Below are 22,460 nucleotides of genomic sequence, written 5' to 3' on the forward strand. Positions count from 1 at the left end.
TACGTGATTACCACCCAAGCCTTTCCAACCATCCGGGCCATCCAGCGCAGTGCCTGGAACGACTGTTTCCCGGGAGCCCTGGAAGACTGGGACTATTACGTCGCCGTGGAAAACGCCGCTATCGATGATTTTCAGTGGCGTTACCTGGCGGTCTACGAAAATGGCACGCTGGTGGCAGTGGCCGCCGCGTTCATTACTCATTATCGCCTCGACGCCACGGTATCGGGCGCCGGCAAGCGCCTGACCGAGCGTGTAGAACGGCTGTGGCCCGGGCTTTTGCAGTTGGGGTTGTATGCCCTCGGCTCTCCGGTGGCCGAACGTTGCGACGTGGGTTTCGCCAGTGGCGTGGCGGATGCGCGCCGCCCGATGATGCTCAAGCACCTGCTGGAAGCCGCGCGCCGGGATGCCGATGACGTTGGTATCGGCCTGGTGGCGGTCAAGGACGCGCCAAGCACAGACCCCTATTGGCTTGAGACTTGCCGGGCTGCAGGCTTTCAAAGCATGCCGAGCCTGCCCACCGGCGTGTTGCCGCTGCCTTATGGATCGGTAGATGCTTACCTCGGCTCGCTGGGCAAATCCACCCGCAAGGACCTGCGCCGCAAACTGCGCGCGCCGGGGCCGCGGGTGGAGTGGCGGCGCAATATCGACGACGTGCTGCCCGACGTCATGCGCCTGTACGAAGCCACGCTGACACGCGCCGAGTTGCAGTTCGAACGGCTGCCTGCCGGCTACTTCACCGGCGTGCTCGAACGGCTTGATCAGCGCGCGGTTTGTGTTCTTTACTGGGTAGACGAGCGGCTGGTGGCGTTCAACCTGATGCTGGTGGACGAACAACGGCTGGTGGACAAGTTTTTCGGGCATGACGTCGAGTTCACCCGCGACTACAACCTGTACTTCCGTAGTTGGCTGACCAACGTCGACTACTGTATTCAGAATAATATTGCGTTGTATGAGTGTGGGCAGGCCGGGTATGCCAGTAAGCTGCGCCTGGGCTGTGAGTTCCAGGGGAACCGTGTGTTTTTCCGCCACCGCAACCGGCTGGTCAACGGCCTGCTCAAGCTTTTAAAAGTGTTTATTCGACCGGACCGTTCCGACCCCGCCATGGCTGCTGCGATAAGCGAAACCTGATGATCACCAAGACCCGCCAGAAAGCCCGCCCCTTTGCCATTTCGCGCTGGAGCGTCCAGCGCAAGCTGGTGCTGGCGTTCTGGTTGGTCAGTGTGATCCCGACCATGATCGCGGCGGAGTTGGCCGCCACTACGTTGTCGCAGATCTTCGACAGCAACGTGCGCATCTGGCTGCAGGAATCCACCAAGATCGTCAAGGACGAGATCGGCGATATCCTTCATGACAACGCGCGCATGGCCAAATTGTTCCTGCGCTACACCAGCCCGCCTGAGAACAAGCAAGCCGCCAAACACGACCGGCTGACCGCCGACATTGCCGATGCCACTGATATCGACGTGGTAGCGTTGATTCGCACCAGTGACCAAAAAGTCGTGTTCAGTACCGCCGAATCCGACATCGTCAAGCAGATCAGCCTGGCCAAAAATACGGTGTTGCAGACTGTGCAGGTGGGGGGCGTGTCCACCGGCATCGTGGTCTCGACGTTCGATACCTCCCAGGACGGCGTTGATTACGAGCTGCTGGTCGGGACTTACCTGGACAGCAGTTTCCTCACCAGCGTGGCCGATGTGCATTCCCTCGACCTGCGCCTGTACCTGGCCAACCCGGACGGTTTCTCCGAGATTTTCTCGACCCAACGGTTTGAGGATCACCCTTCGCGCATCCCCAAGAGCGTTGAAACCGCGATGCGCGCCACCCGGCAGCCCAGCGAGCAGTTCACCAATAACTACAGCGGTTTGTACTGGCCGATCTTCAATGATGCCGGTGACTTGCAAGGCGTGATTTTCAGCGGCCTGCTGCGCCACACCAGCCTGGTCGGGCTGGTGAACCAGAGTAATCTGTTCGTGCTGATCTTCCTGCTCAGTTCGGCGCTGTCGTTGGCGGCCGGGGTGTTGGTGTCGCGACGCCTGACCAAGCCTTTGCGCGACCTGTCCCAAGGTGTTAACGCGGTGATTTCCGGCGACTACGCGCACCGCGTGGAGGTCAGCGGCGGCGACGAGCTGGCGCAGTTGAGCAGCACCTTCAACCACATGACCGAGCGTCTGGGCGAGTTGCATCACCTTGAAGCCCAGTTGCGTCGGCGTGATCGCCTGCATGCCTTGGGTGAAGTCGCCATGGGCCTGGCTCACGAGATCCGCAACCCGCTGGGAATCATCAAGACGGCGACGCAACTGCTGCACCGTCGCGCTGACCTGGCGGAAACCGACAAGCGTCACCTGGAATACGTGATCAGTGAAGTCAGCCGCATCAATGACCTGATCACCGAGTTTCTCGACTTTGCCAAGCCCAACCCACCGTTGCGCGTGCTGCAGCCAACGCGACCCTTGGTGGAGGAAATCCTCGGCTTCTGCGGCCCGGAATTGGCCACCCATAACATCGATGCACACATCGACGACCAGGCGCCGGGGGCGACGATCTACGCGGATGCCAAGCAGCTCAAGCAGGCGTGCCTCAACCTGATTCTCAACGCCATCGACGCAATGCCCGAAGGCGGACGCCTAACTCTGGGCATTCGCGCCGTGGGCGAAAATACGGTGATCAGCATCGCCGACACCGGCCAGGGTATTCCGGCGGAAATGGTCGAGCGTATCTTCACGCCATTCGTCACCACCAAGGCTTCCGGCACCGGCCTGGGCCTGGCTAAAGTCTATTCGATTATGGAAAGTCACGACGGCAGCATCGAATGTGCCAGCGAGAAAGATGCCGGCGCCACGTTCAGCCTGTACATTCCGGCAATGGGCGAAGACGACGAGGACAGTCATGACGCATAACATTCTGGTAGTCGACGACGAACCCAAGCTCTGCGACCTGCTTGCCTCGGCCCTGGGCCAGAACGAGGTGCAGGTGTTTGTCGCCGGCAACGGCCTGCACGCGCTCAAGGTGCTGGAGCAGGAAGACATCGACCTGGTGATCAGCGATTGGCGCATGCCCGGCATGGACGGGCCGGCGCTGCTGGCCGAGATCAAGGTGCGCTACCCGCACGTGCCGGTGATTGTGATGACCGCCTACAGCACGGTGAAAAACGCCGTGCAGTCGATGCGCAACGGCGCCTACGACTACATCGCCAAGCCGTTCGATATCGACGAGCTCGACATCACCGTGGCCAAGGCCCTGCAATTTCGCGACATCATGCGCGACAACGCACGCCTGCGTGCCGAGCTGGATGAGCACGCGCAGTTCGACAGCCTGGTGGGCGACAGCCCGGCGTTTCGCAAGGTGCTGCAAGCGGTGGACTCGGTGCGTGACAGCAGCGCCACCATCCTGCTGACGGGTGAAAGCGGCACCGGCAAGGAAATGGTCGCCCGCGCCATCCACAAACACGGCTGCCGGGCTGACAAACCGTTCGTGGCGGTCAATTGCGCGGCGATCCCGGAAGGCTTGCTGGAAAGCGAAATGTTCGGCCATTGCAAGGGCGCGTTTACCGGCGCCGTGGCTGATCGGGTAGGGCGCTTCCAGCAGGCCGACAAAGGCACATTGTTCCTGGATGAAGTGGGCGATATGCCCCTGGCGTTACAGGCCAAGATCCTGCGCGCCTTGCAGGAGCGGGTGATCGAGCCGGTGGGCGACCCCCGCGAGCGCAAGGTGGATGTGCGGGTGATCGCCGCTACCAATAAGAACCTGCTGGAGGCGGTGGCTAACAAAGAGTTTCGTGAAGACCTTTATTACCGCCTCAACGTGTTCCCGATTCCTTTGCCGGCCTTGCGCGAGCGTGTGGAGGACATCGCGCCCCTGGCTCGCCACTTCGCCCACACCCTCAGCGCCACGGCCGGCAAGCGCATTACCGGTTTCAGCGCCGAAGCGTTGCAGGCCATGGCGGCGTATCACTGGCCGGGCAATATTCGTGAGCTGCAGAACTGCGTGGAGCGCGCGACCATCGTGGCCGCCTCTCCCGTGATCGAAGATATCGACCTACCGGGTTATTTGTTTGCCTCGAAGCCGAGCGAGGGCGGCTTAGCGGCGATCCTCAGCGAGGGGCCGGGGATTCCCCAGGACCTGGATGCGGCGCTGGCGGAGGTGGAGAAGGCCTACATTCTGGCAGCGTTGCAGGAGAGCAACGGCGTGCAGGCTGCGGCGGCGGCGAAGATCGGGATTTCGGAGAGGAGCTTTTGGTATCGCTTGAAGAAGCTGGGGATTCAAGTCGACAAGATCGTACGCTGATCCCCTGTTAGCTACATTTCGACCGTGTTTTGTCAGGAATGGACGCGTACCCAGATGCTGACCAGGACGGTTGCGGCCATCAACCACGCTACCGCCGCTACGGCTAAAGAGGCCTCCAACCGCATCCGATCCACCACCACATACAACGTCGCCAAATACACAAAATACGGAATGATCGACCACATTCCGAACAGGATGGTGGTCTTCAAATCGTCCACCGAGCGGCCCTTGCCGACGATGTAATGCGCGATCAACGCAAAGGTCGGAAACAGCGGTACCAACCCTGCGATGTAATAGTTCTTGGTCTTGGCCAGCGCCGCCAGGATCAGCACCACCGCCGCGCCCACGGCGGCTTTCAAGAATAGATCCATCAGTGGCTCAACCCGTACTTTTTAACTTTATCGAACAAGGTGGTCTTGGCCATCCCCAATTCCTGGCTGGCCTGGGTCAGGTTGCCGCCACTGCGTTGCAAGGCATCGTTGAGCAGGTTGCGTTCGAAGGCCTCCACCGCCTCGGTAAAGGCCAGGCCATGGTTGCCGCCGCTGGCGCCGCTTTTCTTGAAGGCGGGCAGGCCCAGGGCGAAGCGTTCGGCGACGTTGCGCAGTTCGCGCACGTTGCCGGGCCAGTCGTGGCTCATCAGGTTCGACAGGGTCTGGTTGTCCAATTCCGGCACGGCCCGGTCGAAGCGCAAGGATGATTGCTGCAGGAAATGTTCGAACAGCTGCAGGATGTCTTCGCGGCGTTCGCGCAGCGGCGGCAGTTCAAGGGTCACCACGTTGAGGCGGTAGTACAGGTCGCTGCGGAACTGACTGGCACGGCTCAATTCGTCGAGGTCGGACTTGGTGGCGGCTATCACCCGGCAATCCACTGCCACGCTCTGGTTCGAACCCAAGCGTTCCAGGGTGCGTTCCTGCAGCACCCGTAGCAGTTTGATCTGCAGGTTGATCGGCATGCTTTCCACTTCATCAAGGAACAACGTGCCTTCGTGGGCGTGCTCGATCTTGCCGATGCGGCGCTTGCCGGCGCCGGTAAAGGCGTTGGCTTCGTGGCCGAAAATCTCGCTTTCGAAGAGGTTCTCCGGCAAGCCGCCGCAGTTCAACGCGACGAACTGGTGCGAATGGCGCCGGCTGAAATCGTGCAGGCAGCGCGCGACCAGTTCCTTGCCGGTGCCGGTCTCGCCTTCGATCAGCACGTTGGCCGAGGTGTCGGCGACGTTGGCGATCAGCTCGCGCAGGTTCTGCATGGCGGGCGAGCGGCCAATGATGCGGCCCTCGAGGGCGTCGCGCTCGGCCAGCTGACGGCGCAACGACCAGACTTCCCGCGCCAGCCCGCGCTGCTCCAGGGCGCGACGGGCGACGTCCACCAGGCGTTCGGGGGAGAAGGGTTTTTCCATGAAATCGTAGGCGCCGTTGCGCATCGCGCCGACCGCCATGGAGATATCGCCATGCCCGGTAATCAGCACCACCGGCAGGCTTTTATCCAGGGCCTTGAGGCGGGTGAGCAGCTCCAGGCCATCAATGCCCGGCAAGCGGATGTCACTGATCACAATGCCCGCGAAGTTCTCGCCGATGCGCTTCAAGGCTTCTTCGGCACTGCCCACGCCGACGCTGTGGATGTCTTCCAGTGCCAGGGCTTGCTGGCAGCCGAGCAGTACATGGGGGTCGTCTTCGACGATCAGCACGGTGAGGTCGTCTTTAGGGACTGTAGCGTCTGTATTCATGTCGACTCAGCTTTTTGAGCACCCGCCAGCGGCAGGCTCAGGACAAAGGTCGTTCCACCACTGGCCGGATGCTCCACGGCAAGGTTGCCGCCAGTGGCCGCCGCGAGGCTGGCGGAAAGCGTCAGGCCCAAGCCCAGGCCTTGCTCGCCGGGTTTGGTGGTGAAGAACGGTTCGAACAAATGTTTGCGCGCCTCGGCGTCGATGCCGTGGCCGTTGTCGCGTACGTGCAGGCGATATTTGCCCTCGCTGCTGCTGCCGTCCAGCCACAGCTCGGGGGCAGGTTGGGCCTGCATGGCGTCGAGGGCATTGCCGATCAGGTTGACCAGGATCTGCTCCAGGCGCGTCTGGTCGATTTGCAGTTGGGCGGGGACAAAGTCACGGTGCACGCTCAGCGACAGGTCGTCCAGGCGCGCGCCCAGTACCTGGAACGCGGCGTCCACGGCTTTGGCGAGGTTGGCTTCGCCCTGGTCATCGCCGCGCCGGGCGAAGGAGCGCAGGCTGGCGGTGATGCGGCCCATGCGGTCGATCAGTTCATTAATGGTCTTGAGGTTGGCGCTGGCGGTGTCGAGGGCGCCGCGCTCGAGGAAACGCACGGTGTTGCCGGACAAGGTGCGCAAGGCGGCCAGGGGCTGGTTCAGTTCGTGGGCGATGCTGGTGGACATCTGGCCGATAGCCGCCAGTTTGCCGGCCTGCACCAGTTCATCCTGGGCGCGGCGCAGGGTTTCTTCGGCCTGGCGGCGTTCGCGGATCTGGCCCTTGAGCCGTTCGTTGCTGGCGCGCAGGTCGGCGGTGCGTTCGGCAATCCGACGCTCCAGCTGGCTGTTGGCTTCCTGCAGGGCTTCCCGCGCGGCGAGGCGGGTGGCGATGACTTTGCGCCGCTCATTCCAGGCAATCAGCAAAAACGCCACCAGGCCAAACGCGACCGCCACCAGGATGCCCTGGTTGATGGCGGCGCGACGCAGGTCGTTGAGCGGGGTAAGCAGGGTGAAATTCCAGGGTGTGTCATTAAGCGGACGGGTTTGCGCCAGGTAGCTGACTTCGCGCTGGTCGTTCACCACTTCGTTGTTGGCTGGGAACGTCAGTTTCTCGGTGGCTTCATTGAGGCGCTCGCGGGCCAGGGGTTCCAGCTCGTTCAATGTCGCCCAGTAATACTGCAGGCTGTGGGCCAGGCGATCCTTGGTGTCATCGCTCAGCGGGCGCACGGCCTTGAGGCGGCGGGCCGGGTCGCTGGAAAGGATAATGATGCCGTTCTCATCGCTGACGAAGGCCTCGAGGCGCGCGCGTTGCCAGCGTTCCTCCAGGGCTTCGAGGCGCACTTTGACCACGGCGACGCCGATGATTTTGCCGTGTTCTTCCAGGCCGTGGGCCAGGTAGTAGCCAGGTTCGCCGTTGGTGCTGCCGATGCCATAGAACCGCCCGGGCTGACCACGCACGGCGTTCTGGAAGTAGGCACGAAAGGACAGGTCTTCACCCTGGTAACTGTCGGCATCGCGCCAGTTACTGGTGGCCAGCACGCGGCCGGTGGTGTCCATCACGTAGATGGCCCGACTGCGACTGCGTCGGTTCAGGCCTTCGAGGTAGTCGTTGACGGTCTTGCGGGTTTCCTGGGTTGGGTCGGCCAGCAGTTTGGAGACGCTGGACTCCAGTTCCAGAAGGCTGGGCAGGTAGGTGTATTTGCTTAGTTCGCTTTCGACGGTGCGGGCATGCAACTCCAGTTGGCGTTCGCCGGTATCGCTGAGGGTGCGGATGCCGTAGTACTCACTGATCCAGAAGCCGATATAACCCAGGCTGATCATCAGGGCGATGATCAACGGCGGCAGGAACAGTTGGCGTATCAGGCGTGGTTTCACGGCAAGTGATGGCGGTGCGGCGCGAAATTGGTTGGGGTCGCATTTCATCACAGATGCCTTGGGTCAACCAGCGCTTGCCTGCCTGTACGGTCCATTGTGGGAGCGGGCTTGCTCCCATAATGGATCCGGTTTCTACAGTGAAAGCGCTGTAATGCTTAGTGCTGCAGGATTTTCTCAAGGAATTGCTGCGCGCGTTCGGAGCGGGCGCTGATGTCGCCGAAGAATTCTTCTTTCGGGCAGTCTTCGATGATCTTGCCGGCGTCCATGAAGATTACGCGGTCGGCCACTTTGCGGGCGAAGCCCATTTCGTGGGTCACGCACATCATGGTCATGCCTTCGTGGGCCAGTTGCACCATCACGTCCAGTACTTCGTTGACCATTTCCGGGTCGAGGGCTGAGGTGGGTTCGTCGAACAGCATCACGATCGGGTCCATGGCCAAGGCGCGGGCAATAGCCACACGTTGTTGCTGGCCGCCGGAAAGCTGACCCGGGTGCTTGTGGGCGTGCGCCGACAGGCCCACACGCTCAAGCAATTGCAGGCCCTTCTTGGTGGCTTCTTCCTTGCTGCGACCCAGCACCTTGATCTGCGCGATGGTCAGGTTCTCGGTGATGGTCAGGTGCGGGAACAGTTCGAAGTGCTGGAACACCATGCCCACGCGTGAACGCAGTTTCGGCAGGTTGGTTTTCGGGTCGGCGATGGAGGTGCCGTCGACCACGATGTCGCCCTTCTGGAACGGTTCCAGCGCGTTGACGCACTTGATGAGGGTGGACTTGCCCGAGCCGGACGGCCCGCACACCACGATCACTTCGCCTTTTTTGACATCAGTGCTGCAATCGGTCAGCACCTGGAAGTCGCCATACCACTTGTTGATGTTCTTGATAGAGATCATACGGCAAACCTTTTTTGCAGACGCTTGACCAGCAGCGAGGCGGAAAAGCTGATGATGAAGTAGACGACACCGGCAAAGATCAGGAACTCATTGGAGCGGCCGATGATGTCGCCGTTAGAGCGGGCGGAGTTGAGGAAGTCCACCAGGCCCACGGTGTAGACCAGCGAGGTGTCCTGGAACAGGATGATCGACTGTTGCAGCAGCAACGGGGTCATCTTGCGGAACGCCTGGGGCAGGATGATCAGGCGCATGGTCTGGCCATAGCTCATGCCCATTGCCTGTGCCGCCGCCATCTGGCCCTTGGGGATCGACTGCACGCCGGCTCGCACGATTTCGCAGAAGTACGCGGCTTCGAACATCATGAAGGCCACGACGCAGGAGGCGAACGCGCCGATTGGGGTGTCTTCGCCGGTGATCCAGCGCAGCACGAACGGCACCGCCAGGTAGAACCAGGTGATCACCAGCAGCAGCGGGATCGAGCGGAAGTAGTTCACATAAGCGCCGGCGAGGCGCGACAGCAGTTTGCTGGACGACAGGCGCATCAGCGCCAGGACCGTACCCAGTGCGATACCGCCGACCACGCCCATGACCATCAACTGCAAGGTCATGACCATGCCGTTCCACAGGCCCGGGATGGCGGGGATGATGCCGCTGAAATCGAAGTCCATTATTTACCCCCCACGGAGATCAGGCCGGGCACCGCGACTTTCTTCTCGACCATGCGCATCAGCAGCATCAGGCTCATGTTCAGGGTGAAGTAGATCAGCGTGGCCAGGGTGAAGGCCTCAAACAGGTTGGCCGAGAACTCGGCGGTCTGCTTGGTTTGTGCCAGCAGTTCCATCAGGCCGATCAAGGACGCCACGGAGGAGTTCTTGAAGACGTTGAGGAATTCCGAGGTGAGCGGCGGAATGATGATCCGGTAGGCTTGGGGCAGCAGCACGTTCCAGTAGATCTGCGGCAGCTTGAAACCCATGGCACGTGCAGCTGATTCCTGGCCACGCGGAAGTGCCTGAATACCGGTACGTACTTGCTCACACACTCGGGCGGCGGTGAACAGGCCCAGGCATACGACGACGCTCAGGTAAGCCGAAGTGGTCGGGTTGAGGTCTTGTTTGTACCAGTCTTGCAGGTTCTGCGGCAGCAGGTCGGGTATCAGGAAATACCAGATGAATAGCTGAACCAGCAGCGGCACGTTACGGAACAGTTCCACATAGCAGGTCGCAATGCCCGCTACGAGACGGTTCGGCACGGTGCGCATGACGCCCAGAATGGACCCCAGCAGTAAGGCGATAATCCATGCCACGACAGCGATGGCGATGGTCCAGCCCAAGCCGGCGATGTACCAGTCGAGATAAGTCTCGCTGCCCACGCCGGTGGACTTGAAGAACACGCTCCAGTCCCAGTTGTAATTCATTAGGGTCTCCCCCGAAATCGATCGATGTACAAGCACCCGCTTGGGGAAGATCCTTTCCCGCCTGACGGTGAACGCCAGGCACACACGATCGGCTCGAAAACCGCCAGGTCGAGTGTTCCAATTTATTGCCAGCAGGTAGTAACAGACGCCTGAGGGAGGGTTGGCTCCCTCAGGACATAAGCTTAGTCAGGTATTAGATTTTTACGTCAGGCGCTGGCTTGTCGCTTGGGTTAGCGATCAGCTCCTTAACCTTGTCGCTCATCGGGAAGTTCAGGTTCAGGCCTTTTGGTGGGATCGGGCTCTCGAACCACTTGCTGTAGATCTTGTTGATCTCGCCGGATTTGTACAGGGCGACGATGGCGTCATCGACAGCCTTTTTGAAGGCCGGGTCGTCTTTACGCACCATGCAGGCATAGGCTTCAAAGGACTGTGGAGTACCGGTGATGACCCAGTCGTCCGGCTTCTTGGCCTTGGCTTCTTCACCGGCCAGCAGGGCGTCGTCCATCATGAAGGCAACGGCACGGCCGCTTTCCAGCATCTGGAAGGATTCGCCGTGGTCTTTGGCGGAGATGATGTTCATGCCCATTTGCTTGTCAGCGTTCATCGATTTGATGATGCGCTCGGACGTGGTGCCAGCGGTGGTCACGACGTTCTTGCCTTTCAGGTCAGCAAAGTCGGCGTAGCTCGGCTTGCCATCCTTGTCTTTCTTGACGAGCAGACGGGTGCCGATTTCGAAAATGTTGACGGTGAAATCAACTTGTTGGGCGCGTTCGGCATTGTTGGTGGTGGAGCCGCACTCGAGGTCCGCGGTGCCGTTCTGGATCAGCGGAATACGGGTTTGCGAAGTGACCAGGTTGTACTTGGCCTTCAGGTCGGGTTTGTTCAGGTCTTTTTTCAGTTGCTCTACGACGGCCAACTGAATGTCGTGGGAGTAGCCCACTGGTTTGCCCGAACCATCCGCGATGTAGGAAAACGGAATGGAGCTGTCGCGGTGAGCGAGAGTGATGGTGCCGGAGTCGTTGATCTTTTTCAGCGTGCCGGTGAGTTCGGCGGCGAAAACTGGAGTGCTGATCAGAGCAGCAGCGATAGCTGCGCCCAGAATATGGGGAACGATGCGCATCAATACTTCCTCGACATTTGTTTTTTTTATGAAGCCGGCTAAACGGCTCTCTTGTACAGCGAATGCCCGTGACGGCTCCTGAGGCGTCTCAGGCAATCGTCCAAGAGTGTAGAGCATGAGTCGTGCCAGACCAGCGTTAAAAGCTTAAAGCTTTGATTTTTATGAAAATTAACTTTATGTGTCGGAAAAAATCTTAGTTCTGGATCCGGCAAACCGAATAGGGTTGGCTGTCGCGTTCGGAAAACCGAATGCAAAACAAAGCCCCTGGACCTCACGGTGCAGGGGCTTTGTTCGTTATTGGCAGTCAGGCCGCTTCAATCTTGCGGCGGTTCTGCTCGACCTTGGACAGATAACGCTGCACGTTCTCCTGTTCTTGCGCAGTGGTGAACAGGCCCAGCTTGGTACGACGCCACAGTATGTCTTGAGCCTGGGTCACCCATTCTTCAGCACACAGGTAATCGACTTCTCGGGTATACAGGCCGCCACCCAGGTGCTCGCCCAGGTCAGCCATCGATTGCACGCCTTCCAGCAAGCGCCATGTGCGGCTGCCATAAGTAGTGGACCAACGGCGGGCGATTTCACTCGGCACCCAGTCGAATTTGCTGCGAATGGCTTCGGCCAAGGCTTCTGGCGTGGTCATGTCCTCGCCGCCAGGCAGGCTGGCCTTGGCGGTCCAGCTTGGGCGCATCTGGGTGAAATACGGCGCCAGTTGCGCCATCGCCGATTCGGCGAGCTTGCGATAGGTGGTCAGCTTACCGCCAAACACCGACAGGATCGGTGCCTCGCCCGTGCCGCCGGACAGCGCCAGCGTGTAGTCGCGGGTAATGGCCGACGGGTTGTCCGACTCGTCGTTGCACAGTGGGCGAACGCCAGAGTAAGTATGGAGGATGTCGTCGCGGCTCAGTTGCTTCTTGAAGTGTGCGTTGACCACCTGGAGCATGTAGTCGGTTTCACCTTCGGTGATCGCAACTGCAGCCGGGTCGCCCGTGTATTCGCGGTCGGTGGTGCCGATGATGGTCAGGTGGTTCAGGTACGGAATGGTGAAAACGATGCGCTGGTCTTCGTTCTGCAGGATGTGCGCGTGGGCACCTTCGTAGAGTTTCGGCACGATCAGGTGGCTGCCCTGGATCAAACGGATGCCGTAGGGCGAATCCAGTTTCAAGTCATCCTTGATGAACTTGGCCACCCATGGGCCAGCGGCGTTGACCAGTGCGCGGGCACGGATCGAGAACAGGCTGCCATCGGCGCGTTCCATGTTCATTTCCCACAGGCCCTTGCTGCGATGGGCGCTGACGCACCGGGTCTGGGTATGGATGTGCGCGCCTTTTTCGCGGGCGGCCATGGCGTTTAGGACGACAAGGCGGGCGTCATCGACCCAGCAATCGGAGTACTCGAAGCCTTTGGTAATTTCGCTTTTCAGTGGGCTGTCCGGGCCGAACTTGAGGCTTTTCGAGCCGGCGAGCTTTTCGCGCTTGCCGAGATTGTCGTACAGGAACAGGCCGGCGCGGATCATCCATGCCGGACGCAGGTGCGGGCGGTGCGGCAACACGAAACGCATCTGCTTGACGATGTGCGGGGCCTTGGCCAGCAGCACTTCGCGTTCGGCCAACGCTTCGCGCACCAGGCGGAACTCGTAATGTTCAAGGTAGCGCAGGCCACCGTGGATCAGCTTGCTGCTAGCGGAAGAGGTGTGGCTGGCCAGATCATCCTTTTCACAAAGGAAAACCGACAAACCGCGACCGGCTGCGTCTGCTGCAATGCCGACGCCATTGATTCCGCCGCCTATAACGGCAACGTCATAGACTTCGGCAAGCGGTGGAGCAGGCAAGGTAGAAAGGTTCATCGGCTGGCCTCGCGATCTTTTCGTATTGGAATTCGAACATTAATGTTCATTTGCGAAAATAGTAGCGGATAAACGCGCGCGCAGCCACCTGACTTCGATTGAAAAAACTCATCGAAGGGCGGGTAAAGGAAAATTTGTGAACATAACCGCTGATAGTTCCCACGCGGAGCGTGGGAACGAGAACCTAGACGACTTCCAACTGAACCTTATGCTCATTCAACAACTGCACCAGCGCCGGCACCGGCTGCTGATCGGTCACCAGACAATCCACCAGACTGATCGGCCCCAGGCGAATCATGGCGTTGCGCCCGAATTTGCTGGAGTCGGCCGCCAGGATGACCTTGCGCGCATTGGCGATAATTGCCTGGGAAACCCGCACTTCCTGGTAGTCAAAGTCGAGCAAGCTGCCATCTTCATCGATACCGCTGATACCCACCAAGGCAAAGTCGACCTTGAACTGGTTGATGAAGTCGACACTCGCCTGGCCCACCACGCCGCCGTCACGGCGCACATTACCGCCCGTCAACAGCACGTCGAAGTCGTCCTTGGCGCTGAGCATGGTGGCGACGTTGAGGTTGTTGGTGATGATTTTCAGGTGGTTGTGGTTGAGCAGCGCACGGGCGATGGATTCGGTAGTGGTGCCGATATTGATGAACAGCGAGGCGTGATCGGGGATTTGCGCCGCGATGGCTTCGCCGATGCGCTGTTTCTCGTCGCGCATCTGGTCGGCACGCATGGCGTACGCGGTGTTTTCGACACTGGAATCGTAGGCCGCGCCGCCGTGGTAGCGGCGCAGCAGATTGGCGTCCGCCAGTTGGTTGATATCGCGGCGGATGGTTTGCGGGGTGACAACGAATAGCTGCGCCATTTCCTCGATGCTGACATAGCCGCGTTCGCGGACCAGTTCGAGGATTTGTTGTTGGCGGGGAGGCAGATTCATGGGGCGTCCTTTGGGCTGCCATACAAAAGTGGCCCATGATGACGCAGGAATCCGCTCCCTGCCAGTTACAACCCTATATGGATCCGGCGCTTGGCTTATTCAGCGCCTTCGTGCGGTTCCCAGTCGCGGGTACGGCTTACCGCTTTTTGCCAGCCGGCGTAGAGCTTCTCCTTGGCGACTTCGTCCAACTGGGGTTCGAATTCGCGTTCGATCACCGCCTTGCCGCGCAATTCATCCAGGCTGCCCCAGAAGCCGCAGGCCAGGCCTGCCAGGTACGCGGCGCCCAATGCGGTGGTCTCGCGCATTTGCGGGCGCTCGACCTGGGTGCCGAGGATATCGGCCTGGAACTGCATCAGGAAGTTGTTGGCGACCGCGCCGCCGTCCACACGCAAGGCTTTGAGGCGTTCGCCCGAGTCTTGTTGCATGGCGTCAAGTACGTCGCGGGTCTGGTAGGCAATCGACTCCAGGGCCGCACGAATGATGTGATCCACGCGTACGCCGCGGGTCAGGCCAAACAGGGCGCCGCGGGCATACGGGTCCCAGTACGGCGCGCCCAGGCCGGTGAACGCCGGGACCAGGTACACGCCGTTGCTGTCCTTGACCTTGCTGGCGAAGTATTCGGTGTCGGTGGCATCGGCAATAATCTTCAGCTCGTCACGCAGCCATTGCACGGTGGAGCCGCCGTTGAACACGGCGCCTTCCAGGGCGTAGGCCACTTCGCCACGCGGGCCGCAGGCGATGGTGGTAAGCATGCCGTGCTGGGATTTCACCGCTTTGTCGCCGGTGTTCATCAGCAGGAAGCAGCCAGTGCCGTAGGTGTTCTTGGCCTGGCCTGCTTCAACGCACATCTGACCGAACAGTGCAGCCTGCTGGTCGCCGGCGATACCGCCGATAGCGATGCCGCTTTTGGTGCGGCCGTAGATTTCCGACGACGACTTCACTTCCGGCAGCATTTCGCGCGGCACGTCGAGGATCTCCAGCATCTTCGCATCCCACTCAAGGGTGTGGATGTTGAAAAGCATGGTGCGCGAGGCGTTGGTGTAGTCGGTGACGTGGGTTTTGCCGCCGGTAAATTTCCAGATCAGCCAGCTGTCGATGGTACCGAACAGCAGCTCGCCGTTGCGCGCACGCTCGCGGCTGCCTTCGACATTGTCGAGGATCCACTTGAGCTTGGTGCCGGAGAAGTACGGGTCGGTGACCAGGCCGGTGGCGTCATTAATGTATTGCTCATGGCCGTCGCGCTTGAGTTGCTGGCAAATCTCGGTGCTGCGGCGGCATTGCCAGACGATGGCGTTGTAGATTGGGCGACCGGTGACTTTGTCCCACACCACGGTGGTTTCACGCTGGTTGGTGATGCCGATGGCGGCGACCTGATCATGGTGCAGGCCGGCCTGGGCCAGGGCCTCGACCATCACCGCGCTCTGGGTGGCGAAGATTTCCATCGGGTCATGCTCGACCCAGCCCGGCTGTGGGTAGTGCTGAGTGAACTCACGCTGGGCGGTGCAGACCACGTTGGCGTCACGATCAAAGATGATCGCGCGGGAGCTGGTGGTGCCCTGGTCAAGGGCGATGATGTAGTTCTTATTCTGAATATCGGTCATGTCGAATGCCTTGGGAAATAAGAAAGTCGGTAGTCAGCCTGGCTGCAAAAGAGCAGGAGCGGCCAGGCTGGCGTGATCAGGAAATACGGGTTTTGCCGTTGACAGCCGTGTCAGGTGTTTCTTCAGCTATAGCAGGTGCGGCGCTTGGCAGGTGACGGGCAATCAGCCCGCGATACGCTGCAGCACCTAGGCATGCGCCAACAATCGGCGCGAAAATCGGTACCAGGAAGTAAGGAATATCGCGGCCACCGGTAAAGGCCATTTCACCCCAGCCGGCGAAAAAGGTCATCAGCTTGGGCCCGAAATCCCGCGCCGGGTTCATCGCGAAGCCGGTCAGCGGGCCCATGGCACTGCCGATCACGGCGATCAGCAGGCCGATCAGCAGCGGGGCCAGCGGGCCGCGTGGCAGGCCGTTGTTGTCATCGGTGAGGGCCATGATCACGCCCATCAGGATCGCGGTGATGACCATTTCCACCAGGAAGGCCTGGGCGGTGCTCAGTAGCGCATGGGGGTAGGTGGAAAACACCGACGCCAGTTCCAGGCTGGCTTGCGTGCCACGGACCATATGGTGGGTTTGTTCGTAATCGAAAAACAGGTTGCTGTAGAGGGTGTACACCAAGGCGGCCGAGCAGAAGGCGCCGGCGATCTGGGCGAGGATATAGAAGGGCAGTTTACGTTTGTCGAAGTCGGCGAAAATGCACAGGGCAATACTGACGGCGGGGTTCAGGTGCGCCCCGGAAATGCCGGCGCTCAGGTAGATCGCCATACTGACGCCCACCCCCCAGATGATACTGATCTCCCACAAGCCAAAGCTGGCACCCGCGACCTTGAGCGCAGCGACACATCCCGTACCGAAGAAGATAAGAAGCGCAGTCCCCAGGAACTCGGCCATACATTGGCTCGAAAGTGAAGGCTGTTGAAGAGCAGTTGTCATGGAAAACCTCAGTTGTTGTTCTTGTCTGGCGCACAACCTCAACGGGTTATTGCGCGATTTTCACCGTGGCAAGGATCCCCATCCCGGACACGGCTTACTGCTTGAATACTGCGGAGCTATTCCTACAGCATTCGGAAACGAAAAAATATAGACAAGAATGACCGCTGTCAAAGGTCGAAAGTGAACGGTCAGTCACTTTCAAACTATTGGTCTGGTGAATGATCACGCTTGTCATCTTGCGTGTGTACCTTAAAAGTGGGCGTACTAGAGCCTTTTGCGTGGGCTTGGCCTAGAATCGGCCATCTGTTTGCAATGCCCGGAGACACCATGACGCCTGCATTGGATTTGTTGAAAAAAGTTCGCGCCGAACATCGTATCCACAGTTACGAACATGACCCCAAGGCGGCTTCGTATGGGCTGGAGGCCGCGGAGAAGTTGGGCCTCGACCCGGCGCAGGTGTTCAAGACCTTGCTGGCGAGCAGTGAGAAAGGCGAATTGTTGGTGGCGGTGGTGCCGGTCGTCGGAAGTCTCGACCTGAAAGGGCTGGCGCACGCTGCCGGGGTGAAAAAAGTCGAAATGGCCGACCCGGCAGCGGCGCAGCGCTCTACGGGTTACTTGTTAGGCGGCATCAGCCCGCTGGGGCAGAAGAAGCGGTTGCGCACGTTTATCGATGTGACGGCGCAGCCGTTCGCGACCATTTTTGTGAGCGCGGGTAGAAGGGGGCTGGAAGTGGAATTGCCAGCGGCGGTGCTGGCTGAGCATACCCAGGCTAAATTCGCGCCGATTGGCCGAGCCTGAATCTATTTTGCAGCGCCTGAAGTCAAGCCGGTTTCGTCAGTTATTCAGTGCGCAGGGCTGTAGCGGCGTACGCCGGATTCGACTTTAGGGATTTGCGCCGCCGTACTCCCTGACGCCTGAAATAACACCAGATGCTCAGCCGCAACCCGAATCCCCACATCCGCTCCCACCTGATGGTCGGCGTGGCTGGGGAAAATCGACTCCAATTGCGCGCCCGTCGGAAGTTGCAGGCGGTACAAGGTAGACGCCCCCAGGAACGTCTTGCCGACGATCTGCGCTTTCAGCGCGCTGTCTGGCGCGTAGACGATGTCATCCGGGCGCAGCAGCACATCCACCGCACCACCGGTAGGCCAGGTGTAGGCGCGGTTGCCGCGTAGCTCGCCGAGTTCGGTGCTCACGGATTCCGGCGAACTTAACTGGCCACGAATGAAGTAACCCTGGCCGATAAAGCTGGCGACATATGGTGTCTGCGGTTCGTGATAGAGGTTGTAGGGCGTGTCCCACTGCTCAAGGCGGCCCTCCTTGAAAACACCGACCTGGTCGCTGACCGCGAAGGCTTCTTCCTGATCATGGGTCACCAGAATCGCACTGGTGCCGCGTGCCTTGAGGATATCCCGCACCTCGTGGCTGAGCTTGCGTCGCAACTCGCCATCCAGGTTGGAGAAGGGTTCGTCCAGCAATAACAATGCCGGCTCCGGCGCCAAAGCACGGGCGAGAGCGACGCGTTGTTGCTGGCCGCCGGAAAGCTCATGAGGAAAGCGCTTGCCCAGGTTTTTCAGGTTCACCAGTTCCAGCAACTCAGCGACCACGCGGTCTTGTTGCGGGTGCTTGCGAATGCCGAAGGCGATGTTGTCAGCCACGCTGAGGTGAGGAAACAGTGCGTAGTCCTGGAACACCATGCCGATGCGGCGTTTCTCCGGCGCCAGAGTGAACCCGGCACTGGAGATCACTTCGCCCGCCAGGCTGATTTCACCCTCGTGCACCGGCTCAAACCCGGCAATGGCGCGCAACGTTGTGGTCTTGCCGCAGCCCGAAGAGCCTAACAGGCAACCGATATCGCCGGCATTCAGGTGCAGGTTGAGGTTCTGCACCACCCGTTGATCTTGATAGCCGCATGCCAGATTGCGCAGGTTCAGCAGTAATGGCTGGCTCATGCGTGGTGGTACGACGGCGGGACGAGGAACTCGAGCAGGGCTTTTTGCGCATGCAGGCGGTTCTCGGCCTGGTCCCAGGCGACCGAGCGCGGATCGTCAAGCAGGTCAAGGCTGATTTCTTCGCCACGGTGCGCCGGCAGGCAGTGCATGAACAACACGTCGGGCGCGGCCAGGTCGAGCAGGGCGCGGTTCACTTGATACGGGGCGAACTGGGCCAGGCGCTTGGTGGTTTCGTCTTCCTGGCCCATGGAGGTCCAGACGTCGGTGCTCACCAGGTGCGCGCCGATCACCGCGTCACGCGGGTCGCGAACCAGGGTCACGCGGTCACCGGCCTGCGCCAGGAAGCGCGCATCAGGTTCATAGCCTTCCGGGCAGGCAACGCGCAATTGGAAGTCGAATTGGATCGCCGCTTCTATATAACTGTTGCACATGTTGTTGCCGTCGCCGATCCACGCCACGGTCTTGCCCTGAATCGAGCCACGGTGTTCGAGAAAGGTTTGCATGTCGGCCAGCAACTGGCACGGGTGCAGGTCATCGGACAGGCCGTTGATCACCGGTACGCGGGAGTTGGCGGAAAATTCGGTCACGGTACTGTGGGCAAAGGTACGGATCATCACGGCGTCGAGCATGCTCGACATCACCTTCGCGCTGTCGGCGACCGGCTCGCCACGCCCTAATTGGGTGTCGCGCGAGGACAAGAAGATGGCCTGGCCACCCAGTTGAATCATGCCGGCTTCGAAAGACACGCGGGTGCGGGTTGATGACTTCTCGAAAATCATCCCGAGCACGCGGTTTTTCAAAGGCTCGAACAGTACGCCGCGGTTACGCAGGTCTTTAAGCTCAATGCCTCGACGGATCACGCTGACCAGCTCTTCGGGCGTGCAATCCATCAGGGAGAGAAAGTGCCTTGCGCTCATCATTAACTACCTTTTTGCAACAGACCGCAGATACTCAAAGCCTTGTTTATTGTGACAACGGGCGAGACCTGCGGCGAAAGCCGCACGGGGCGACGAAATAGGGGAAGGCGCGATCTTATAATTAAATGTCGCGTCTTACCAATAGGGCTACGGTTTTAAAGGGCGTTCAAGCAGGGCGCCAAGGCGCTTTTGAAGATGAATTCCAGACAGCAGCGGGCCATTTGTACACTGGCGTAGCAACCTTTTGCAATGCGCGGGGGCGGCTGCAGGCCAGGCTGCGTCGGTTTCAGGGCGAGCGTGTGAGGTTTCTGAAACATTTGCTCATGCTTAGCCATGGCCTGGCCTGATGCTTGTCGATTCACGAGGCGAACGTTGCTGGCGCGCTTGCCGGTCGCGGCCCATAGTTGGACCAAAGCCCTTATAAGAGACTGGCGATGACCAAGACTCTCCACCACCGTGCCTGCCATCTGTGTGAAGCCATCTGCGGCCTGACGCTGGAAACCACCCGAGCCGACGACGGCAACTTGGTGATCACCTCGATCAAGGGCGATGCCCAGGACAGTTTCAGTCGTGGGCATATCTGCCCCAAGGCCGTAGCGCTGCAGGATATCCAGAATGATCCTGACCGCCTGCACCAGCCCATGTTGCGGGTAGGTAGCGAATGGCAGCCGATCGCGTGGGACGAGGCTTTCGCGCTCGTAGCCGAACGGCTGGCGGGCATTCAGGCGCGTCACGGGCAGAATGCGGTGGCGGTGTATCAGGGCAACCCCAGCGTGCACAACTATGGGCTGATGACCCACAGCAACTACTTCCTCGGCCTGTTGAAGACGCGTAATCGGTTTTCCGCGACCTCGGTCGACCAACTGCCCCATCACCTCACCAGCTATCTCATGTACGGCCACGGCCTGTTGCTGCCGATCCCGGACATTGATCACACCGACTTCATGCTGATCCTGGGCGGCAACCCACTGGCGTCCAATGGCAGCATCATGACGGTGCCCGACGTGGAAAAGCGCCTCAAGGCGATCCAGGCGCGGGGCGGTAAAGTGGTGGTGGTCGACCCACGGCGCAGCGAGACGGCGGCGATGGCTGATCAGCATCTGTTTGTGCGCCCAGGCGGTGATGCGGCGCTGTTGTTCGGGGTGCTCAACACCTTGTTTACCGAGAACCTGACCCGCGACAGCCATTTGCCGGTTGAAGGCCTGGAGGATGTACGCCGCGTGATCGCCGGGTTTACCGCCGAGGCCATGAGTCGTCAGTGTGCGGTGCCTGCCGAGCAGATCCGCCAACTGGCACGGGACTTTGCCGCAGCGGATAAAGCGGTGTGCTACGGGCGCATGGGCGTATCAACCCAGGCGTTCGGCACGCTGTGCCACTGGCTGGTGCAACTGATCAACCTGGTGACTGGCAATCTCGACCGTGTGGGTGGCGCCTTGTGCACGACGCCCGCAGTGGATCTGGTGGCGTCGACCGGTGGCGGGCATTTCAATCGCTGGCAGAGCCGGGTTTCCGGGCGTCCGGAGTACGGTGGCGAGTTGCCGGTGTCGGCCCTGGCGGAAGAAATGCTCACTGAAGGCGAAGGACAAATCCGCGCGTTAGTGACAGTGGCCGGTAATCCGGTGTTGTCGACCCCTAATGGGCGGCAATTGGAGCAAGCCTTGGAAGGCTTGGAGTTCATGGTCAGCGTCGACCTCTATATCAACGAGACCACGCGGTATGCCGATTTGATTCTGCCGTCCACGTCAGCGTTGGAAAACGATCACTACGACACGACCTTCAATATGTTTGCGGTGCGTAACGTCACCCGTTTCAACCAGGCGATCTTGCCCAAACCCGAGGGTGCGCTGCATGACTGGGAAATCTTCGTCGGGCTGGCCAAGGCCTTTGCGGCTCAGACCGGTGCCACACTCAAGCCGACGATGCCGCCGGCGCAGATGATCGATTTCGGGCTGCGCGCGGGCGCGTACGGTGATGGCTCCAGCCACAAATTATCGGTGGCGATGCTGGCCGACCATCCCCATGGCGTGGACCTTGGGCCGCTTCAGCCCAACCTTGCCGCGCGTCTGAAAACCGTTGATGGCAAGGTGCAGGCGGCGCCGGCAGTTATCCTCGCCGACCTGGTGCGGTTTGCCGCGCAGCCGGGTCCTGTGGTCGACGAACTGTTGCTGATCGGCCGTCGCCATGTGCGCAGCAATAATTCCTGGATGCATAACTATCACCGGCTGGTGAAGGGCAAGCCGCGTCATCAATTGCTGATGCATCCTGACGACCTGGCCAGCCGGCGTTTACTGGATGGCCAGCGGGTGCGGGTGAGTTCTAGGATTGGCATGATCGAGGTGGAAGTTGTCTCCAGCCTGGACATGATGCCTGGTGTCGTCAGCCTGCCCCACGGCTGGGGCCATGGTCGCCCGGGCGTCCAGATGGGCATCGCCAGCGCGCAACCCGGAGCGAGCGCGAATGACCTGACCGACGAACGGCAATTGGACGAGTTGTCGGGCAATGCCGCTCTCAATGGCGTTCCGGTCCAGGTAGCAGCCGCCTGAGCACCGCGCTGGAATTTTGCGTTACAATGCGCCACCGTGCCGACCTGTGAGTCGCAAAGTTCCAGCCGAGGTGTTCCATGGATATCATCGAAACGATCAAAGAGCAGATTGCTGCCAACACCATTCTGCTTTACATGAAGGGCGCGCCAAACGCTCCTCAGTGCGGTTTCTCCGCGAAGGCGTCGCAGGCCATCATGGCGTGTGGCGAGAAATTCGCTTACGTGGATATCCTGCAAAACCCTGAAATCCGCGCCAACCTGCCGAAGTACGCCAACTGGCCTACGTTCCCACAACTGTGGGTCGCCGGTGAGCTGGTCGGCGGTAGCGATATCATCACTGAAATGGCCGCAGACGGTTCGTTGCAGGCGCTGATCAAAGAGGCAGCGGTGAACGCCGCGGCCAAGGCTGACGCCTGATCTGCAGGAGCCGGCTTGCCGGCGATTGGCCCCACA

The 22,460-nt window shown here is 60.2% G+C and carries 19 protein-coding genes; 6 read left to right on the top strand and 13 right to left on the bottom strand.

Features of this window, described 5'->3' with window-relative positions; all coding sequences use genetic code 11:
• Positions 1-3 precede the first annotated feature (3 nt).
• Genes AACY44_RS05695 through AACY44_RS05705 form a run of 3 tightly spaced genes read left to right on the top strand, consistent with a single transcriptional unit; the run spans position 4 to position 4,284 of the window.
• A complete protein-coding gene (locus tag AACY44_RS05695; protein WP_339417830.1) occupies positions 4-1,128 on the top strand; it encodes a GNAT family N-acetyltransferase in 1,125 nt (374 codons plus the stop codon).
• Positions 1,128-2,897, top strand: a complete 1,770-nt coding sequence (locus AACY44_RS05700) for a sensor histidine kinase (RefSeq protein ID WP_339529902.1) — start codon at positions 1,128-1,130, stop codon at positions 2,895-2,897. Before AACY44_RS05695 ends, AACY44_RS05700 begins: the two co-directional genes overlap by 1 nt.
• Positions 2,887-4,284 (top strand): sigma-54-dependent transcriptional regulator, encoded by a 1,398-nt coding sequence (locus AACY44_RS05705; RefSeq protein WP_339529904.1) that lies wholly within the window; start codon positions 2,887-2,889, stop codon positions 4,282-4,284. Before AACY44_RS05700 ends, AACY44_RS05705 begins: the two co-directional genes overlap by 11 nt.
• A gap of 32 nt (positions 4,285-4,316) precedes the next feature.
• Here AACY44_RS05705 and AACY44_RS05710 read toward each other — a convergent pair whose 3' ends face one another.
• The 11 genes from AACY44_RS05710 to AACY44_RS05760 all read right to left on the bottom strand — a co-directional run bounded on the left by AACY44_RS05710 (position 4,317) and on the right by AACY44_RS05760 (position 16,596).
• Positions 4,317-4,655 (bottom strand): GlpM family protein, encoded by a 339-nt coding sequence (locus AACY44_RS05710; protein WP_339529906.1) that lies wholly within the window; start codon positions 4,653-4,655, stop codon positions 4,317-4,319.
• Positions 4,655-6,004 carry a sigma-54-dependent transcriptional regulator gene (locus AACY44_RS05715; protein ID WP_339417837.1) on the bottom strand — a complete coding sequence of 450 codons (1,350 nt, stop codon included), beginning with the start codon at positions 6,002-6,004 and terminating at the stop codon, positions 4,655-4,657. The genes AACY44_RS05710 and AACY44_RS05715 overlap by 1 nt, the downstream gene beginning before the upstream one ends.
• Complete coding sequence (locus AACY44_RS05720; RefSeq protein ID WP_339417838.1) at positions 6,001-7,902, bottom strand: sensor histidine kinase; 1,902 nt, start codon at positions 7,900-7,902, stop codon at positions 6,001-6,003. The genes AACY44_RS05715 and AACY44_RS05720 overlap by 4 nt, the downstream gene beginning before the upstream one ends.
• 107 nt (positions 7,903-8,009) lie before the next feature.
• The gene (locus AACY44_RS05725) at positions 8,010-8,744 is read right to left on the bottom strand and encodes an amino acid ABC transporter ATP-binding protein (RefSeq protein WP_339417839.1); all 735 of its coding nucleotides are present in this window, start codon (positions 8,742-8,744) and stop codon (positions 8,010-8,012) included.
• A complete protein-coding gene (locus AACY44_RS05730; protein WP_339417840.1) occupies positions 8,741-9,412 on the bottom strand; it encodes an amino acid ABC transporter permease in 672 nt (223 codons plus the stop codon). Before AACY44_RS05730 ends, AACY44_RS05725 begins: the two co-directional genes overlap by 4 nt.
• Positions 9,412-10,158, bottom strand: coding sequence for an amino acid ABC transporter permease (locus tag AACY44_RS05735; RefSeq protein ID WP_065872525.1), 747 nt, complete (start codon positions 10,156-10,158; stop codon positions 9,412-9,414). Before AACY44_RS05735 ends, AACY44_RS05730 begins: the two co-directional genes overlap by 1 nt.
• Positions 10,159-10,351: 193 nt before the next feature.
• Entirely contained in the window at positions 10,352-11,278 is a 927-nt protein-coding gene (locus AACY44_RS05740; RefSeq protein WP_339417842.1) for a glutamate/aspartate ABC transporter substrate-binding protein, read from the bottom strand.
• A 304-nt stretch (positions 11,279-11,582) separates the two neighbouring features.
• Entirely contained in the window at positions 11,583-13,121 is a 1,539-nt protein-coding gene (gene glpD / locus AACY44_RS05745; RefSeq protein WP_339529909.1) for a glycerol-3-phosphate dehydrogenase, read from the bottom strand.
• 184 nt (positions 13,122-13,305) lie between these two features.
• Positions 13,306-14,061, bottom strand: coding sequence for a DeoR/GlpR family transcriptional regulator (locus AACY44_RS05750; RefSeq protein WP_339417845.1), 756 nt, complete (start codon positions 14,059-14,061; stop codon positions 13,306-13,308).
• Between the two features lie 95 nt (positions 14,062-14,156).
• A complete protein-coding gene (gene glpK, locus AACY44_RS05755; protein WP_339417846.1) occupies positions 14,157-15,662 on the bottom strand; it encodes a glycerol kinase GlpK in 1,506 nt (501 codons plus the stop codon).
• Positions 15,663-15,738: 76 nt separating this feature from the next.
• Positions 15,739-16,596: an MIP/aquaporin family protein gene (locus AACY44_RS05760; RefSeq protein WP_049709757.1), complete on the bottom strand. Its 858-nt coding sequence runs from the start codon at positions 16,594-16,596 to the stop codon at positions 15,739-15,741.
• Between the two features lie 327 nt (positions 16,597-16,923).
• On the opposite strand from AACY44_RS05760, the gene ybaK reads away from it, so the two are divergent.
• Positions 16,924-17,394: a Cys-tRNA(Pro) deacylase gene (gene ybaK, locus AACY44_RS05765; RefSeq protein ID WP_049709756.1), complete on the top strand. Its 471-nt coding sequence runs from the start codon at positions 16,924-16,926 to the stop codon at positions 17,392-17,394.
• Between the two features lie 44 nt (positions 17,395-17,438).
• On the opposite strand, the gene AACY44_RS05770 is transcribed toward ybaK, so the two are convergent.
• Both AACY44_RS05770 and argF read right to left on the bottom strand, forming a co-directional pair.
• Positions 17,439-18,548: an ABC transporter ATP-binding protein gene (locus tag AACY44_RS05770; protein ID WP_339417848.1), complete on the bottom strand. Its 1,110-nt coding sequence runs from the start codon at positions 18,546-18,548 to the stop codon at positions 17,439-17,441.
• Complete coding sequence (argF, locus tag AACY44_RS05775; RefSeq protein ID WP_339417850.1) at positions 18,545-19,465, bottom strand: ornithine carbamoyltransferase; 921 nt, start codon at positions 19,463-19,465, stop codon at positions 18,545-18,547. Before argF ends, AACY44_RS05770 begins: the two co-directional genes overlap by 4 nt.
• Before the next feature lie 434 nt (positions 19,466-19,899).
• Here argF and AACY44_RS05780 point away from each other — a divergent pair, with 434 nt between their 5' ends.
• Positions 19,900-22,008 carry a molybdopterin oxidoreductase family protein gene (locus tag AACY44_RS05780; protein WP_339437935.1) on the top strand — a complete coding sequence of 703 codons (2,109 nt, stop codon included), beginning with the start codon at positions 19,900-19,902 and terminating at the stop codon, positions 22,006-22,008.
• Positions 22,009-22,085: 77 nt separating this feature from the next.
• Complete coding sequence (gene grxD / locus AACY44_RS05785; RefSeq protein WP_339417852.1) at positions 22,086-22,424, top strand: Grx4 family monothiol glutaredoxin; 339 nt, start codon at positions 22,086-22,088, stop codon at positions 22,422-22,424.
• The last annotated feature ends 36 nt before the right edge of the window (positions 22,425-22,460 follow it).

This window comes from Pseudomonas sp. RA_15y_Pfl1_P11 (assembly GCF_963970975.1).
Classification (GTDB): domain Bacteria; phylum Pseudomonadota; class Gammaproteobacteria; order Pseudomonadales; family Pseudomonadaceae; genus Aquipseudomonas; species Aquipseudomonas tritici.

Bases quoted from the DNA above. Each gene is read 5' to 3' on its own strand.
- AACY44_RS05700 (WP_339529902.1), top strand. From the start codon at position 1,128: ATGATCACCAAGACCCGCCAGAAAGCCCGCCCCTTTGCCATTTCGCGC.
- AACY44_RS05705 (WP_339529904.1), top strand. From the start codon at position 2,887: ATGACGCATAACATTCTGGTAGTCGACGACGAACCCAAGCTCTGCGAC.
- AACY44_RS05710 (WP_339529906.1), bottom strand. From the start codon at position 4,655: ATGGATCTATTCTTGAAAGCCGCCGTGGGCGCGGCGGTGGTGCTGATC.
- AACY44_RS05715 (WP_339417837.1), bottom strand. From the start codon at position 6,004: ATGAATACAGACGCTACAGTCCCTAAAGACGACCTCACCGTGCTGATC.
- AACY44_RS05720 (WP_339417838.1), bottom strand. From the start codon at position 7,902: ATGAAATGCGACCCCAACCAATTTCGCGCCGCACCGCCATCACTTGCC.
- AACY44_RS05725 (WP_339417839.1), bottom strand. From the start codon at position 8,744: ATGATCTCTATCAAGAACATCAACAAGTGGTATGGCGACTTCCAGGTG.
- AACY44_RS05730 (WP_339417840.1), bottom strand. From the start codon at position 9,412: ATGGACTTCGATTTCAGCGGCATCATCCCCGCCATCCCGGGCCTGTGG.
- AACY44_RS05735 (WP_065872525.1), bottom strand. From the start codon at position 10,158: ATGAATTACAACTGGGACTGGAGCGTGTTCTTCAAGTCCACCGGCGTG.
- AACY44_RS05740 (WP_339417842.1), bottom strand. From the start codon at position 11,278: ATGCGCATCGTTCCCCATATTCTGGGCGCAGCTATCGCTGCTGCTCTG.
- glpD (WP_339529909.1), bottom strand. From the start codon at position 13,121: ATGAACCTTTCTACCTTGCCTGCTCCACCGCTTGCCGAAGTCTATGAC.
- AACY44_RS05750 (WP_339417845.1), bottom strand. From the start codon at position 14,061: ATGAATCTGCCTCCCCGCCAACAACAAATCCTCGAACTGGTCCGCGAA.
- glpK (WP_339417846.1), bottom strand. From the start codon at position 15,662: ATGACCGATATTCAGAATAAGAACTACATCATCGCCCTTGACCAGGGC.
- AACY44_RS05760 (WP_049709757.1), bottom strand. From the start codon at position 16,596: ATGACAACTGCTCTTCAACAGCCTTCACTTTCGAGCCAATGTATGGCC.
- ybaK (WP_049709756.1), top strand. From the start codon at position 16,924: ATGACGCCTGCATTGGATTTGTTGAAAAAAGTTCGCGCCGAACATCGT.
- AACY44_RS05770 (WP_339417848.1), bottom strand. From the start codon at position 18,548: ATGAGCCAGCCATTACTGCTGAACCTGCGCAATCTGGCATGCGGCTAT.
- argF (WP_339417850.1), bottom strand. From the start codon at position 19,465: ATGAGCGCAAGGCACTTTCTCTCCCTGATGGATTGCACGCCCGAAGAG.
- AACY44_RS05780 (WP_339437935.1), top strand. From the start codon at position 19,900: ATGACCAAGACTCTCCACCACCGTGCCTGCCATCTGTGTGAAGCCATC.
- grxD (WP_339417852.1), top strand. From the start codon at position 22,086: ATGGATATCATCGAAACGATCAAAGAGCAGATTGCTGCCAACACCATT.